This window comes from Arthrobacter tecti (assembly GCF_054511355.1).
In genome coordinates this window covers 30,602-44,397 of record NZ_JBTNCT010000027.1, presented here as the reverse complement: position 1 = coordinate 44,397, position 13,796 = coordinate 30,602, and the positions used below count along the sequence as shown (strand labels likewise).

At 65.9% G+C, this 13,796-nt stretch carries 14 protein-coding genes; 4 read left to right on the top strand and 10 right to left on the bottom strand.

Annotated features, from left to right (window positions below; all coding sequences use genetic code 11):
• Positions 1–107 precede the first annotated feature (107 nt).
• The 8 genes from hemL to hemE form a co-directional block, all read right to left on the bottom strand.
• Positions 108–1,430 carry a glutamate-1-semialdehyde 2,1-aminomutase gene (gene hemL, locus ACX80C_RS18865; RefSeq protein ID WP_459327999.1) on the bottom strand — a complete coding sequence of 441 codons (1,323 nt, stop codon included), beginning with the start codon at positions 1,428–1,430 and terminating at the stop codon, positions 108–110.
• On the bottom strand, positions 1,430–2,413 hold the full coding sequence (gene hemB / locus ACX80C_RS18860; protein ID WP_459327998.1) for a porphobilinogen synthase: 984 nt from the start codon (positions 2,411–2,413) through the stop codon (positions 1,430–1,432). The genes hemL and hemB overlap by 1 nt, the downstream gene beginning before the upstream one ends.
• A 4-nt stretch (positions 2,414–2,417) precedes the next feature.
• On the bottom strand, positions 2,418–3,275 hold the full coding sequence (locus ACX80C_RS18855; RefSeq protein WP_459327997.1) for a uroporphyrinogen-III synthase: 858 nt from the start codon (positions 3,273–3,275) through the stop codon (positions 2,418–2,420).
• A gap of 3 nt (positions 3,276–3,278) precedes the next feature.
• Complete coding sequence (hemC, locus tag ACX80C_RS18850) at positions 3,279–4,229, bottom strand: hydroxymethylbilane synthase (RefSeq protein WP_459327996.1); 951 nt, start codon at positions 4,227–4,229, stop codon at positions 3,279–3,281.
• Entirely contained in the window at positions 4,226–5,428 is a 1,203-nt protein-coding gene (locus ACX80C_RS18845; RefSeq protein WP_459327995.1) for a ferrochelatase, read from the bottom strand. The genes hemC and ACX80C_RS18845 overlap by 4 nt, the downstream gene beginning before the upstream one ends.
• Complete coding sequence (hemQ, locus tag ACX80C_RS18840) at positions 5,425–6,159, bottom strand: hydrogen peroxide-dependent heme synthase (RefSeq protein ID WP_459327994.1); 735 nt, start codon at positions 6,157–6,159, stop codon at positions 5,425–5,427. The genes ACX80C_RS18845 and hemQ overlap by 4 nt, the downstream gene beginning before the upstream one ends.
• A gap of 88 nt (positions 6,160–6,247) precedes the next feature.
• Positions 6,248–7,684: a protoporphyrinogen oxidase gene (gene hemG / locus ACX80C_RS18835; protein WP_459327993.1), complete on the bottom strand. Its 1,437-nt coding sequence runs from the start codon at positions 7,682–7,684 to the stop codon at positions 6,248–6,250.
• Positions 7,681–8,748: a uroporphyrinogen decarboxylase gene (gene hemE / locus ACX80C_RS18830; protein WP_459327992.1), complete on the bottom strand. Its 1,068-nt coding sequence runs from the start codon at positions 8,746–8,748 to the stop codon at positions 7,681–7,683. The genes hemG and hemE overlap by 4 nt, the downstream gene beginning before the upstream one ends.
• 216 nt (positions 8,749–8,964) lie before the next feature.
• On the opposite strand from hemE, the gene ACX80C_RS18825 reads away from it, so the two are divergent.
• On the top strand, positions 8,965–10,290 hold the full coding sequence (locus ACX80C_RS18825) for a glutamyl-tRNA reductase (protein ID WP_459327991.1): 1,326 nt from the start codon (positions 8,965–8,967) through the stop codon (positions 10,288–10,290).
• 49 nt (positions 10,291–10,339) lie between these two features.
• On the opposite strand, the gene moeB is transcribed toward ACX80C_RS18825, so the two are convergent.
• Positions 10,340–11,530, bottom strand: coding sequence for a molybdopterin-synthase adenylyltransferase MoeB (gene moeB, locus ACX80C_RS18820; RefSeq protein WP_459327990.1), 1,191 nt, complete (start codon positions 11,528–11,530; stop codon positions 10,340–10,342).
• A gap of 217 nt (positions 11,531–11,747) precedes the next feature.
• Between moeB and ACX80C_RS18815 the strand changes: the two genes are divergently transcribed.
• From ACX80C_RS18815 to ACX80C_RS18805, 3 genes are all read left to right on the top strand, one after another.
• Entirely contained in the window at positions 11,748–12,335 is a 588-nt protein-coding gene (locus ACX80C_RS18815; RefSeq protein WP_459328002.1) for a TetR/AcrR family transcriptional regulator, read from the top strand.
• Between the two features lie 101 nt (positions 12,336–12,436).
• Positions 12,437–12,661: a DUF3107 domain-containing protein gene (locus ACX80C_RS18810; RefSeq protein WP_459327989.1), complete on the top strand. Its 225-nt coding sequence runs from the start codon at positions 12,437–12,439 to the stop codon at positions 12,659–12,661.
• 23 nt (positions 12,662–12,684) lie between these two features.
• A complete protein-coding gene (locus ACX80C_RS18805; protein ID WP_459327988.1) occupies positions 12,685–12,990 on the top strand; it encodes a hypothetical protein in 306 nt (101 codons plus the stop codon).
• Between the two features lie 10 nt (positions 12,991–13,000).
• On the opposite strand, the gene ACX80C_RS18800 is transcribed toward ACX80C_RS18805, so the two are convergent.
• On the bottom strand, positions 13,001–13,795 hold the full coding sequence (locus tag ACX80C_RS18800; protein WP_459327987.1) for a thiazole synthase: 795 nt from the start codon (positions 13,793–13,795) through the stop codon (positions 13,001–13,003).
• Between the last annotated feature and the right edge of the window lies 1 nt (position 13,796).

Sequence of the window (13,796 nt, the reverse complement as noted above, 5' to 3'; positions counted from 1 at the left end):
CGTCCCCGCAAACCGGTATCCGGTCACCAATTCCAGGACAACGGACTGCGGCCCGGCAATCAGCGCTCAACCCTGCGAGACGGTCAAACCACTACCGACACACGCACCTAGACGCCCGGTGGCGTTGCTCCGGCGGCTGCAGCTGCCCGTGCCGCGGCGGGAAGCGCACCAAGGATCCGCTCCATCGCGGCGTCGTCGTGCGCCGAGGAGAGGAACCAGGCTTCGAAGACCGACGGCGGCAGGTACACACCGGAGTCGAGCATGGAGTGGAAGAACGGGGCGTACCGGAAAGTCTCCTGCGCCTGCGCGTCGGCGTAATTGGTGACGCCGCGGGCAGAGGTTCCGAATGCGACGCTGAAGAGGTTGCCTGCACGCTGGATGGAGTGGTCGACGCCGGCGCGGTTCAGCTCCTCAGACAACGCACCGGAGAGTTCCAGCGATCGTGCATCGATGTGCCGGTAGACCTCATCCGTCGCATGGGTCAGCTGGGCGACTCCCGCAGCCATCGCCAGTGGGTTCCCGGAAAGGGTGCCGGCCTGGTAAACGGGTCCCAGCGGAGCGAGATAGTCCATAATCTCGGCGCGTCCACCGAGGGCAGCGGCCGGCAATCCGCCGCCGATGACCTTGCCGAACGTCAGCAGGTCCGGTGTCCAGCCTTCGTTTCGTCCGGTCAGCCCCCAATATCCGCCGGCTCCGACCCTGAACCCCGTCAGCACCTCGTCCACGATGAGCAGCGCACCATGTTCGGTGGTGATCCGCGACAGTGCGGCGTTGAATCCGGGGGCCGGCTCCACCACGCCCATGTTCGCCGGCGCTGCCTCGGTGATGACTGCGGCGATCGCCGGGCCGTGCTCCCGGAACGCGGCTTCGACGGCGTCGACGTCGTTATAGGGCAGGACCAGCGTCTCGGCGGCCGTCGCGTCCGTTACGCCGGCTGAGCCGGGCAGCGCGAGGGTAGCGACGCCCGAACCTGCGGCGGCGAGTAACCCATCGAGGTGCCCGTGATAACAGCCCGCGAACTTCACGATGAGGTTGCGCCCGGTGAACCCACGGGCGAGCCGCACGGCGGTCATCGTCGCTTCAGTACCGGTGGACACCATGCGGAGTCGTTCGACGGCGGAAACACGTTCCTGGACGAGTTGCGCGAGGTCCGCTTCGGCCGGCGTCGAAGCGCCGAAGGAGAGTCCGCGGTCCACTGCCTGGTGAACCGCTTCCAGCACGGCGGGGTGTGCGTGACCCAGCAGGGCCGGCCCCCAGGAGCAGACGAGGTCCACGTACTCACGTCCGTCCGCGTCCGTGACGTAGGGTCCCCGCGCCGAGACGAGGAAGCGGGGCGTCCCACCGACCGAGCCGAAGGCCCGCACCGGCGAATTGACGCCCCCGGGCATAAGCGCCTGTGCGCGTGTGAAAAGTTCCTCGGAGGTAGTCATTATTCGCTCTCTTTCAGCCAGAGCGCCAGTTCCGATGCCCAGTAGGTGAGAATCATCTGTGCCCCGGCGCGCTTGATACCGAGCACCGATTCCTCAATTGCACGGCGGCGGTCTATCCAGCCGTTCGCGGCGGCGGCCTCGATCATGGCGTACTCGCCGGAGATCTGGTAGGCCGCAACGGGCACAGGCGACATGGCGGCAACGTCTGCCACGATGTCGAGGTAGCTCATGGCCGGCTTCACCATGACCATGTCCGCGCCCTCCTCAAGATCCAGTTCGACCTCCAGCAGCGCCTCACGACGGTTCGCGGCGTCCATCTGGTAGGTCCGGCGGTCCCCGGTCAGTTGGGAATCCACTGCTTCCCGGAAGGGACCGTAAAACGCGGAGGCGTATTTGGCGGCATATGCGAGCACCGCGGTCTCCTGATGGCCGGCCGTGTCAAGGGCCTGGCGGATCACGGCGACCTGGCCGTCCATCATGCCTGAGGGCCCGAGTACGTGGGCGCCGGCATCCGCCTGCGCTACCGCCATCTGTCCGTAGAGTTCCAGCGTGGCATCGTTGTCCACCGTGCCATCGGCGGCAAGAACACCGCAGTGGCCGTGATCCGTGAATTCGTCCAGGCATACGTCGCTCATGACCACCAGGTCATCGCCGACTTCGGAGCGCACGTCCGCGATCGCCCGGTTGAGCACCCCGTTCGGGTCCAGCCCGGCGCTACCGGACGCATCGCGCTCGGCGGGGATGCCGAAGAGCATGATTCCGCCCACTCCGCGCCGGACGGCTTCCGCGGCGGCGCGCTTCAACGTTTCGGTGCTGTGCTGCACCACGCCCGGCATGGACGAAATGGCCACAGGTTCGGTCAAGCCTTCGCGCATGAACGCGGGCAGGATCAGGTCGCCAGCGCTGAGGCGGTGCTCGGCGGTAAGCCGCCGGATCGCCTTCGTCGAACGGAGCCTGCGCGGCCGGTGCTGGGGGAAGCTCATGGCATTACCCTTTCCTTGGTTGATTGCCGACGGCGGCACTTACCGCATCCGCGATACCGGCGGGCCCCGGCGTAGCGGCCACCGCGTCTATCCGCAGGCCGAGCGCCGCGGCGTCGTTCGCGGTGCGTTGGCCGATTGCGACTGTCACAAGCCCAACGGGCAATTCTCCCATGATGGCATGCAGGCGCTCAGCGGTGCTGGGAGAGGTCACGACGACGACGTCGATAGTCCCCGCCGCGATCTCACGAACAAGTTCTTCACCGGCCAGTTCGATTCGCGGTTTCCCGGACTCCCCTGGTGCCCCGGAATCCGGAACACGCCGATCCGCCGCGGCCGGATAGTCCACGGTTGCATACGCGGTCACGGCGTCAACGGTCCAGCCGCGCCGCTGCAGGCCGTCGCGCAGCGTGTCGGCGGCGAGGTCCGACTGCGGCAGCAGGGCCCGGGCCGGGTGCGCAGGCAGTGCCTCCAATAGGCCTGACGCTGATTGGTCCGCTGCCGGCACTACCGCTGCCAACACGCCTACATCCCGAAGGGCAGTGCGCGTCGCTGATCCGACGCAGGCAACCCGGACGCCACGAAGCATCTCGGACAGCTCGGGTCCGAGCACGAGTGCGCGCTGGTGAAGCACCCGGACGGTGGTCACGCTGGTCAGTACAACCCAGTCATACGTGGGCGCGGCCCGGAGGAAGCGATCCAACTCAGTGGTGTCCTCGGGGAACTCCCAGGCGATGAGCGGCACCAGGACAGTGTCCGCTCCCCTGCGTTCGAGTTCCTCCGCCATGGCTGCGCCGCGTTCCGCGGTGCGCAGCAGCGCCACCCGTACACCATTCAGTGCTCCCCTGCCGGTATCGGCGGTCATGGATCAGGCCGTGAGTCCGGCGATCTCCGCTGCGCCGGAATCGAGCAGCTCCTCCGCCAACAGGACACCGAGCGCCTCGGCGCCCTCGACGGTGACTTCCGGCGCTGTCCGGGTGCGCCGCAGCAGGCGGCTGCCGTCGGAGTTGCACACGACCGCTTCCAGGGTCAGCGAACCGTCGGTCATCGCCGCGTGCGCGCCGATGGGCGCGGTACAACCCGCTTCGAGCCGCCGGAGCACAGCCCGTTCGGCGGTCACGGCGAGGCGGGTGGGCAGGTGGTCATACTGTCGGAGTGCGTCCGCAAATGGTGAGGAACCGGCGTCGTCGGTCCTGCACTCGACGGCAAGCGCGCCCTGGCCCGGCGCCGGCAGCATAAGCACCGGATCCAGGAACTCCGTAATGACGTCCTGCCTGCCGAGGCGGGACAGGCCCGCTGCGGCCAGAACGACGGCGTCGAGGTCGCCTGGTCCGCCCTCGACAAGCCCTGCAACGCGACCAAGGCGCGTATCCACATTGCCGCGGATATCGATCACGGTGAGGTCTGGACGGGCTGCCCGGAGCTGAGCGGCGCGCCTGGGCGAACCCGTGCCTACGCTCGCTCCCTCAGGAAGTCCAGCGAGGGTCAGTCCATCACGGGCACACAGGGCGTCACGGATGTCGGCGCGCTCAGGGACGGCGGCCACGCTCAGGCCCTCCGCCTGGCCGGTCGGCAGGTCCTTCAGTGAGTGCACCGCGATATCACAGGTGTCATCGAGCAGCGCTTCGCGCAGGGCGGCGACGAATACACCGGTTCCGCCGATTTGGGACAGCGAGGCACGGTTGACATCCCCTGTGGTGCTGACCCGCACGAGCTCATAGCCGAATCCACCAAGAGCGGCCAGCGAGTCCGCCACGGTGGTGGTCTGGGTCAGTGCCAGCGCGCTGGCACGGGTTCCCACCCGGACGGGTTGGCTCATGCCTGTCCTGCTTCAGGAAGACCGACCGTCGAGTCCGCCCCCGCCACAGTGGGCTTCTCACCGCGCCGGTTTGCACAGCAATTGGGCCGGCAGACGTCGTACCAAGGTCCCAGATCGGTGGTCGCCGGACGATCAAGGATTGTGTTGTCCGCTGTGCGCTCGCTCACCAGGTCAATGAGGCCCGAGACGAACTCGGCATGGGTGCCCGGCGTGGGCACGCGCTCAGCCGTCAGACCGAGCTCAGCACAGGTCTGGAGGGCTTCAGTGTCAAGGTCCCAGACCACTTCCATGTGGTCGCTTACGAAACCGAGCGGCACAATGACCACTCCCTTGGCACCCGTGGCAGCGAGATCACCCAGTGCGTCGTTGATGTCCGGCTCAAGCCAAGGGATGTGAGGTGCACCGGAGCGGGACTGGTAGACCAGGGACCATTCGCAGTCCGCAGCTTCCGGCACACGGTCGAGTACCGCCTGCGCCGTCGCCAGGTGCTGCGCCACGTAGGCGCCCTCTTCCAGGGCGGGGCCGCCGTCGGCGTTTCGAGGGCCCGCAGCCTCGGCATCCCCGGTGGGAATCGAATGGGTAGCGAACATGATGTGGACCGGCGCATCCGACTCGCCGTCCGCCGCCAGCCGGGCACGCACCGATGCGAGACCGCTTGTCACGCCCTCAACGAAAGGCTCAACAAAGCCGGGATGGTCAAAGTACTGGCGGACCTTGTCCACCTCGAGCCGGCCGTCAAGGCCGGTTTCCACGAGCGCCATCCCCAAGTCCTCGCGGTACTGGCGGCAGCTGGAGTAACAGGAATAGGCACTCGTGGTGACGGCGAGGATGCGGCGGTGGCCGGCGTCGTACGCTTCCTTGAGCGTGTCGGCGATGAAGGGCTCCCAGTTCCGGTTGCCCCACAACACCGGCAGGTCAATTTCCCGGCGGGCGAGTTCGGCCTCCATGGCAGCCTTGAGCTCACGGTTCTGCCGGTTGATGGGACTGATACCGCCGAAGGCCCGGTAGTGCTGGGATACCTCTTCGAGGCGCTCGTCGGGGATGCCCCGGCCGCGGGTGACGTTGCGCAGGAAGGGGATGACGTCTTCCTGCCCTTCCGGCCCGCCGAAGGAGGCGAGGACGATGGCGTCGTACTTCTTGGGCGCCATACGGCCTTTTTCATCGACACCGTCGAGGGGATGGAAAGTGTGCGTGCTCATCGAAGCACCTCGGAAACCTCACGGGCGTCGATGCGTCGGCCCGTGTAGAACGGGATTTCCTCGCGGACGTGGCGGCGGGCCTCCGTCTCACGAAGGTGGCGCATAAGATCCACCAGGTCGACCAGCTCGGGGGCCTCCAGCGCGAGGATCCATTCCCAGTCGCCGAGTGCGAAGGACGACACCGTATTGGAAAGGACCTGCGGGTACTGGCGGCCCTTCATCCCGTGGTCGTACAGCATTTCGCGGCGTTCCTCGCTGGGCAGGATGTACCAGTCATAGGAACGAACGAACGGGTAGACACAGACCCAGATGCTCGGCTCGACACCGCGGGAGAAGGCCGGCGAGTGGCTCTTGGAGAACTCCGCATCGCGATGAACCCCCATGGCGGACCACACGATCTCGGCGCCCGCGAAGGTTGCCGTGCGGCGGAGGGTCCTCACGCCGGCCTGCAGGTCTTCGGCGCGGGACCCGTGCAACCAGACCATGATGTCGGCGTCCTCGCGCATGGCCGAGACGTCATAGAAGCCACGGACGGTAACCTGGGCGCCGTCGAGTTCAGTGACAGCGGCCTCCAGCGCCGCGCCGTCGTCCGGTGTTCCTGCGGAGCGCTTGAATACGGTCCAGAGGGTGAAGAACTGCGTCGTTGCGGCGTCTTCGCCGGAGGTGGGAGCCGATGTCGAATCGGTGCGGGAGGTTGTGTTGGTGGCGGCCGGGCCTGCAATCTCGCTCATGAATCCAGTCTGCTCCTGTCAACGGCTAATTCGAAAATTGATGGGTTCTACAGCCCGTAGAAGGTTATCAATCTCACACAGACCGGTGTTACTGCGCGGCCATCCGCCGTGCGAGGGCAGCGCCGCGCTTGCGCGCATCGTCAATCACCGCAACCAGCCCGGTGCCCGCCAGCCAGGCGCCTGTGACCTCCAGATCACGCTGCGTTGCCGTTACGGCCCGAATGCGGGCCACCCGGTCACGGTAGCCGAGCGTTGCATGCGGCAGCGCGTTGTTCCAGCGGACAACGTCCCAGTCGACGACGTCGGCCTCCCCCACCTCAACACCGAGCAGCACCGAGGCATCATGCAGTGCGGCCTGGAACAGCTCAGCATCAGTTTCCTGCGCCGTGTGGTCTTCGCCGGCCCTGCCGTAGGAGAGCCGCAACACATGGCTGCCCGGTCCGGTTAGCTCGGCGAGCCAGGGCCATTTCGCCGTGGCATGGGTAAGCGCCTTCGCACGTACACCGGGGCTGCCTGCTGCAACCAGGACGCCGGTTCCTCGTGGTTCGGCGTCAAGCTCAGGTACGTCGACAACCAGACTCACCAGCGCAACACCGGGCACCACCGCCGGCCGGTCGGCCTCAAGCTCCATAAGCGTGGGCGAAAGAAGATCGACGGCGGTGGGTCCGTCCGTCGCCACCACTACGGCGTCCGCGCTGAGGGTCTGTGTATCCGTCCTGACGGTCCAGCCGCCCGCGCCCCGGCTGAGCTCCAGCACCGGGGTGGAGGATGAAAGCTGCGCGCCGTCCCGCTCCAGCCTCCCGGCGAGCGCCGACGCAAGCTGCCCCATGCCGCCCTCAAGGCCGCCTACGGCCGAACCTGCGGGTGCTGCCTTCCGCATCGCACCGACGGCGGCGCCCAGTGAACCGTGTTTGCGCATGGCAGCACGCAGGCCCGGTACCGCGGCGTCGACGTCGAGGTCATCAGGATCTGCCGAAAGGACACCGCCCACAACGGGCGCGACAAGCCGGGTCAGCACTTCGGCCCCCATCCGCGCCCGAACCACCGCACCGAGGCTGAGCTGCTGCTCGTTCAGAAGGCCACCCAGCGGCAGTGCGCGGTCGAGTGCGGCGCGGACGCTGCCTGCACGGCCGATCAGCCGGGTCAGCCCAGGGTCGCGCACGTCCGCCGGGATGCCAAGCAGCCCGGTTTTGGGGAGCGGCATCGCGATGGGTTCGCCGCCGGGCGACGAGAGGTAGAGCCATGCGCCCGCGGGGTTGGGGCTGCGCAGGAGGGCGCCGAGACCGAGCTCACGTGCGAGGACAGGAACGGTGTCCGATCGCGTCGAGAAGGACTCGGCACCGACGTCGAGCGTGAGGCCCGCCACCTCATGGCTGCCCACGCTCCCGCCGAACGCCGGCGAGGACTCAAGAACACGAACCGCCAGTCCGGCTTGGGTGAGCTCGTGCGCGGCGCACAGGCCGGCGATGCCCCCGCCGATAACGACGACGGCGGGCGTCAGGTTGGCAGCGGGCTGGCGGCTCATCGTGCCGGCGGCACCGAGTGGATCAGTGTGACGACCTTCGTCAAGACCTCGGGGTCGGTGTCCGGCGGCACGCCGTGGCCGAGGTTGACCACGTGGCCGGGCGCTGATGCTCCGGCGTCGAGCACTGAAAGGACGTGCGCTTCCAGGACTTCCCACGGCGCCGACAGCAGGGCCGGATCGATATTGCCCTGCAACGCGACCGACCCTCCCAGCCGTCGGTTGGCCTCATCCAGCGGCAGCCGATAGTCGACGCCGACCACATCCACTCCGACATCGCGCATCGCAACGAGAAGTTCCGACGTGCCGGTACCAAAGTGCACCAGCGGCGCTCCCAATCCCCGTACGTGATCCAGGGCGCGGGTTGAGGCGGGCGCCACGTGCTCCACGTAGTCCGCGAGGCCCAGGGAGCCCGCCCAGGAGTCGAAAAGTTGCGCGGCACTGGCACCGGCCTCAAGCTGTGCCCGCAGGAAACGACCGGAGGCATCGGCCGCCCATTCAGTGAGATCACGCCAGGCCGCGGGATCAGCGTGCATCATGGTGCGCGGCCCGAGATGGTCCCTTGAAGGCTTTCCTTCAACCATGTAGGCGGCGAGCGTGAAGGGCGCGCCTGCGAACCCGATCAGGGGCGTGCTTCCGAGCTCAGCAACTGTCTTCGCGACAGCCTCGCGTATCGGTTCCAGCGCTTCGTCCGTGAGTTCAGGAAGCGCGGCGACGTCCGCAGCTGTCCGGATCGGCTTGCCGAGGACCGGCCCTACTCCTGGCACGATGTCGACGTCGACGCCTGCAAGCTTGAGTGGGATCACGATGTCCGAGAAGAAGATCGCTGCGTCAACGTCGTGCCGCCGGACCGGCTGCAGGGTGATCTCAGCAGCCATGTCCGGGTTGAGGCAGGCGTCGAGCATTGCGGTGCCCTCACGCAGTTCGCGGTACTCGGGCAGTGAGCGTCCTGCCTGCCGCATGAACCACACCGGCCGGCGGGAGGGGAGATTGCCGCGATACGACTCGACGAGCGGCGAGTTTGACGTGCGGCCGTCCAGGAGGGGGTGGAAAGGGCTGAGGGTCATACGTTGATTCTGCCGAAGTTCGCTGCGGTTGGATAACTGCGTCCACTCCTGGTGTCCGAAATCACTCGCCGCGCACCCTTTCGTTCCATCTCCGCGAGCCTGGAATTCCCCTGTGATCATGCGGGAAAGCAGAGAAATTGACGGCTTGGAAAGACCTTGGGACTAAGGCTTGCCTATTAGGGACACGGCCGCCATCTTGGCTATGCTGGAGGGGCTGTGAACTACTTCTCCCTGGTTGCCACCCACTCAGATATTGACTTGGAGACCGTTGCCCGCCTCAGCGTCGGGGCGTCCCAGGTCGCGTCGTCCGCGCTTCAAGACAGCGCGGCACTGTCGGGGGCCGTTGCGCTGGCTACGTGCAACCGCTTCGAAATCTATGGGGAAGCGACCTCTGAACAGGACGTCGAGGCCGCACGCTCCTCCATCATTACAGCGATCAGCGCGCAATCCGGCCTCCCCAAAACCACCGTTTCAGGTTCCTTCACCACCCTCACCGGCCAGGACGTTCCGCGCCACCTCTTCAGTGTCAGCTCCGGCCTCGATTCTGCGGTCGTCGGCGAGCGTGAAATTGCGGGACAGGTCCGCCGTGCCCTGATCGAGTCGCAGGGCTCCGGAACAGCCAGCGGAGGGCTTGTGCGCCTGTTCCAGGCTGCCTCACGGACCGCACGGGATGTAGGGGCCCAAACCGCGCTCGGCAGCAGGGGCCGGTCGATCGTCTCGGTGGCCCTCGACCTCGCAGCTGATCTTTCCAGCACGCCCAACCTGGATGACAAGTCGGTTGTGGTCTTCGGCACCGGCGCCTATGCCGGTGCCACCATGGCCCTGCTTCGGGAGCGCGGCTGCACGGACATCGCTGTCTTCTCCCCATCCGGCCGCGCCGAAAGCTTCGTTGCCAGCCGCGGCGGAACAGCCCTGACGGACGAGACCCTACGGGCGGCGCTCCGGGAAGCCGACGTCGTCATCGGTTGCAGTGGCAGCGAACGCAGGGTGGAAGCCTCTGATATCCGTGAACTTCGTGCGGGCGTGTCGCGTACCCTGGTCATCGTGGACCTCGCACTGAGCCACGACTTCGATCCTGCCGTGGACACCGTGGAGAACGTCGAACTCATCACCCTTGAGTCCGTTCGCCTCGCTGCCCCCGAAGAGCAGGCCGAGTCCCTGCGCCAGGCCGGTGTTCTGGTATCCAGGGCCGCCAACGCATTCCAGGAGCAGGTTACGGCGCGCTCGGTTGACGCCGCGATCGTGGCGCTGCGCAAGCACACGCAACAGGTGCTCGACGCCGAGATGACACGCGTCCGCGCGCAGCATGGCTGTACAGCGGCGGCAGAGGAAGTCGAATTCGCGCTGCGGCGTATGGTGCGCCAGCTTCTGCACGTCCCCACCGTGAGGGCACGCGAACTGGCCGCTGAGGGCCGCCAGGATGAATACACGGCAGCCCTTGAGGCCCTGTACGGGATCGAGCCCGAGGAACCAGTTACGGATGCGGCTCAGCAGGCCTGCCCGGTTCACCGCAACGGGGAAGCACGGGCCGACTCCGCCTGAGCATGCAGTACTGAACTGCCGATATTATGGCCGCTCAGTGCCGGTCCTTCTAGTACACCGGTTTTTCCGGCTCCACCTCGCGCACCCACTGCAGAATGCCGCCGTCAACGTTATAGACCTTCCGCGCCCCGCGTTCACGCAGGTGACGCACCACATTGGCCGACCGGGTTCCGGCTTTGCAATGGACGTACACTTCCCGGTCCTGATCAATCTCGGTGTCTCCGGTCAGGATCCGGTTCTGTGGAATCAGGGTGGCTCCGTCTATGCGGACGATGTCGTACTCCCCCGGTTCGCGGACATCGATCAGGTCAAACTCGCGGCTTCCCGCCTCCCGCTGCTGAAGCAGTTCCTCAAGTTGGGCAACCGTGACGGATGGAACGCCGTTGTCGGCCCCGCTTGCCGCCGGAGTCAGTCCGCAGAAGGCTTCATAGTCCGCTAGTTCGGTGATTGCTGCAGCATCGGGATCGCGGCGCACCTTCAACTCGCGCCAAGTCATGTCCAACGCGTTGAAGACCAGCACCCGTCCCAGCAGGGTGGTGCCGATTCCGGTGATGAGCTTGATCGTCTCGTTGACCATGACCGAGCCGATCTGCGCGCAGAGCACACCCAACACACCGCCTTCGGCGCAGGAGGGCACCGCTCCGGGCGGCGGCGCTTCCGGGTAGAGATCCCGATAGCTCGGGCCGCCAACCGACGGTTCAGGCCAGAAAACGCTCACCTGTCCGTCGAAACGCAGGATTGAGCCCCACACATAAGGCTTGCCGAGGATCTCGGCGGCGTCGCTCACAAGGTACCGGGTTGCGAAGTTGTCCGTGCCGTCAAGAATGACGTCGTAGCCTCGGAAGATATCCAATGCGTTGCCCGAGTCCAGCCGAACCTCATGCCGAATCACCGATACGTGCGGGTTGAGCTCGAAGATGCTCTGCTCCGCGGAAAGCGCCTTGGCCTTCCCGACGTCGCCCATTCCATGGATCACCTGCCGCTGCAGGTTGGATACGTCCACGGCGTCGTCGTCCACGATCCCGAGAGTGCCCACACCGGCTGCCGCCAGGTACAGCAGCGCGGGCGAGCCGAGGCCACCCGCTCCAATGACCAGCACGCGCGCGTTCTTCAGGCGCTTCTGCGCCTCAATTCCGAATTCGGGAAGAATGAGGTGGCGGGAGTACCGCTCGGTTTCTTCACGGGTGAGTTCGCCGGCAGGTTCAACCAGCGGGCCCGGGGCGCCGTTCAAAGAGCTCATGGTTCAATGTATGCCCTGTCCGCCGCAGTCGCGCAACCTTGCGCCGGCACCTGCCGGGCCGGGCACGCGCGGGTTGCCGGATGCCTGCCGGCGGGACTGGGTACTTGTCACGCGCGGGTAGACTGGAACGCACCGCCGCTTCCGCGCGACGGACCCGAGTCAGACAACCGAAAGCCCTGGACACGTGAGCTCAGAAGCACCGGCGAGCGGCAAAGCCATGCGGCTGCCGCGGGATGAGCGACGACGCCAACTGCTGCGCGCCGCCCACGAGGTGTTTGTCTCGAACGGCTATCACGGCGCAGCCATGGACGAAATCGCGGAGGTGGCGCGGGTCAGCAAGCCCGTGTTGTACCAACACTTCCCCGGCAAGCGGGAGTTGTACCTGGCCCTGCTGGAGAGCCACCTGGCCTCGTTGACCGAGTTGCTGGTGGATGCCCTGCAGTCAACCACTGATAACAAGCAGCGTGTGCACGCGACCATGCGCGCCTATTTCCAGTTCATTGCCCAGGACAGCCAGGCACACCGCATCGTCTTCGAGTCAGATCTCAATAATGATCCGGATGTGAGCCGCCGGCTTGAGGAATTCAACGCCCGTTTCGCCGATGCGATCGCTGGAGTCATTTCAGGTGATACCCGCCTTTCGCATCTGGAAGCAACGCTTCTGGGCCGGGCAATGGCAGGCATGGCACAGGTGAGCGCCCGGTACTGGCTTGAAACGGACGGCAGCCTGGACATCGATACCGCGAGCGAGCTCATCTATCGTTTAGCTTGGCGCGGAATCAGTCGGTTCCCCAAGGAGATGTGAGTTAGATTTCCCTTGGGTACGGCCGTGCAAGGAAGCGCTCCTGACGGCCGCAAACCAGGGTGCTTAGAACTATTCATCTCGTCAATTAGGAAGGCCCAGCTGTGGAAATCAAGATCGGCGTCCAGAACGTCAACCGTGAGATCGTCCTGGAATCGAACCAGACGGCGGACGAAGTCGCGGAAGTTGTGTCCAAGGCTATGAACGGCGGCGCTGAGCTTCGCCTGACCGATGCCAAGGGTCGACAGGTCATTGTGCCCTCAGGTGTCCTCGGGTACGTGGAAATCGGGGAGCCCGAATCCCGCCGCATCGGGTTCGGCGCTCTCTAAGGGACGCCCCAGGGTTGGCCGTCATGGTTTCGCTGATTGTCGTTACGGGCGCCGCCATCACACTGGGATTCGGCGTCTGGTTCGCTGATCGGAGGCATCACCGGTACGGGCTGCTCCTCTTGCCGGGCGTGTGCCTGGGATCGGCGCTGCTGATGTGGATCATCCTGCAGTTCGCTGGCCTTGGCTACCATCCGGAACTGTTCTGGCTGTCCTGGTTAATCCCGCTGGTGGTTGCACCCGCCCTGACGGCGGTGGCGGCCTGGTGGTTTGGCCGGCACCGTGAGAAAGCCGATGCCGACGCGATGACCGCGATCCTGAAACAGCGCTGACGCAGGCCTCCTAAAGGTCCGCACGATCAGCGAAGGGGGATGACGCAAGTGCATGCTCACGCCTGGGGATACGCCCTGCCCCCGCAGCCAGGCGCCCTGCAATGACGGCATGCCGGAAGGCAGCGGCCATCGCCACCGGGTCCTGGGCGCGGGTAACGGCGGTTGCCAGCAGAACGGCGTCACAGCCGAGTTCCATGGCGAGGGCGGCATCCGAGGCAGTCCCGATGCCGGCGTCGAGCACCACCGGCACGGACGCCCGGGACACGATGAGTTCGATGTTGTGGGGGTTGAGTATTCCCAGCCCCGTTCCGATGGGAGCACCCAACGGCATAACGACGGCGGCGCCAAGCTGTTCCAGCCGCAGGGCGAGTACCGGGTCGTCGTTCGTGTAGACAAAGACCGTGAAGCCGCTGGCCACCAGCGATTCCGTGGCCTCGACCAGTTCTACCGCATCGGGCAGAAGCGTCTGCTCATCGGCAATTACTTCCAGCTTTACCCAGTTCGTCTCCAACGCTTCCCGTGCCAATTCGGCCGTGAGAACAGCCTCGCGGGCTGTGAAGCAGCCGGCTGTGTTCGGCAGGATCCGCATGCCGCGCTCGCTGAGCAACTGGAACAGCGAGGCGCCGGCTTGCGGACTGTACCGGCGCATTGCCACCGTGGTGAGTTCCGTTCCGGAGGCGGCCAGCGCTTCGGCGAGTCCCTCGATGCTGGGTGCTCCGCCGGTCCCCATGATCAACCGCGAACCAAGTGGCACACCGTCAATTACCAGTGCATCGGTTGTGGGTTCTGTCTGGATCGATTGCATG

Coding starts and splice junctions, on each gene's coding strand:
- hemL (WP_459327999.1), bottom strand. CDS start 1,430: ATGACTACCTCCGAGGAACTTTTCACACGCGCACAGGCGCTTATGCCC.
- hemB (WP_459327998.1), bottom strand. CDS start 2,413: ATGAGCTTCCCCCAGCACCGGCCGCGCAGGCTCCGTTCGACGAAGGCG.
- ACX80C_RS18855 (WP_459327997.1), bottom strand. CDS start 3,275: ATGACCGCCGATACCGGCAGGGGAGCACTGAATGGTGTACGGGTGGCG.
- hemC (WP_459327996.1), bottom strand. CDS start 4,229: ATGAGCCAACCCGTCCGGGTGGGAACCCGTGCCAGCGCGCTGGCACTG.
- ACX80C_RS18845 (WP_459327995.1), bottom strand. CDS start 5,428: ATGAGCACGCACACTTTCCATCCCCTCGACGGTGTCGATGAAAAAGGC.
- hemQ (WP_459327994.1), bottom strand. CDS start 6,159: ATGAGCGAGATTGCAGGCCCGGCCGCCACCAACACAACCTCCCGCACC.
- hemG (WP_459327993.1), bottom strand. CDS start 7,684: ATGAGCCGCCAGCCCGCTGCCAACCTGACGCCCGCCGTCGTCGTTATC.
- hemE (WP_459327992.1), bottom strand. CDS start 8,748: ATGACCCTCAGCCCTTTCCACCCCCTCCTGGACGGCCGCACGTCAAAC.
- moeB (WP_459327990.1), bottom strand. CDS start 11,530: ATGAGCTCTTTGAACGGCGCCCCGGGCCCGCTGGTTGAACCTGCCGGC.
- ACX80C_RS18815 (WP_459328002.1), top strand. CDS start 11,748: ATGCGGCTGCCGCGGGATGAGCGACGACGCCAACTGCTGCGCGCCGCC.
- ACX80C_RS18805 (WP_459327988.1), top strand. CDS start 12,685: ATGGTTTCGCTGATTGTCGTTACGGGCGCCGCCATCACACTGGGATTC.
- ACX80C_RS18800 (WP_459327987.1), bottom strand. CDS start 13,795: ATGCAATCGATCCAGACAGAACCCACAACCGATGCACTGGTAATTGAC.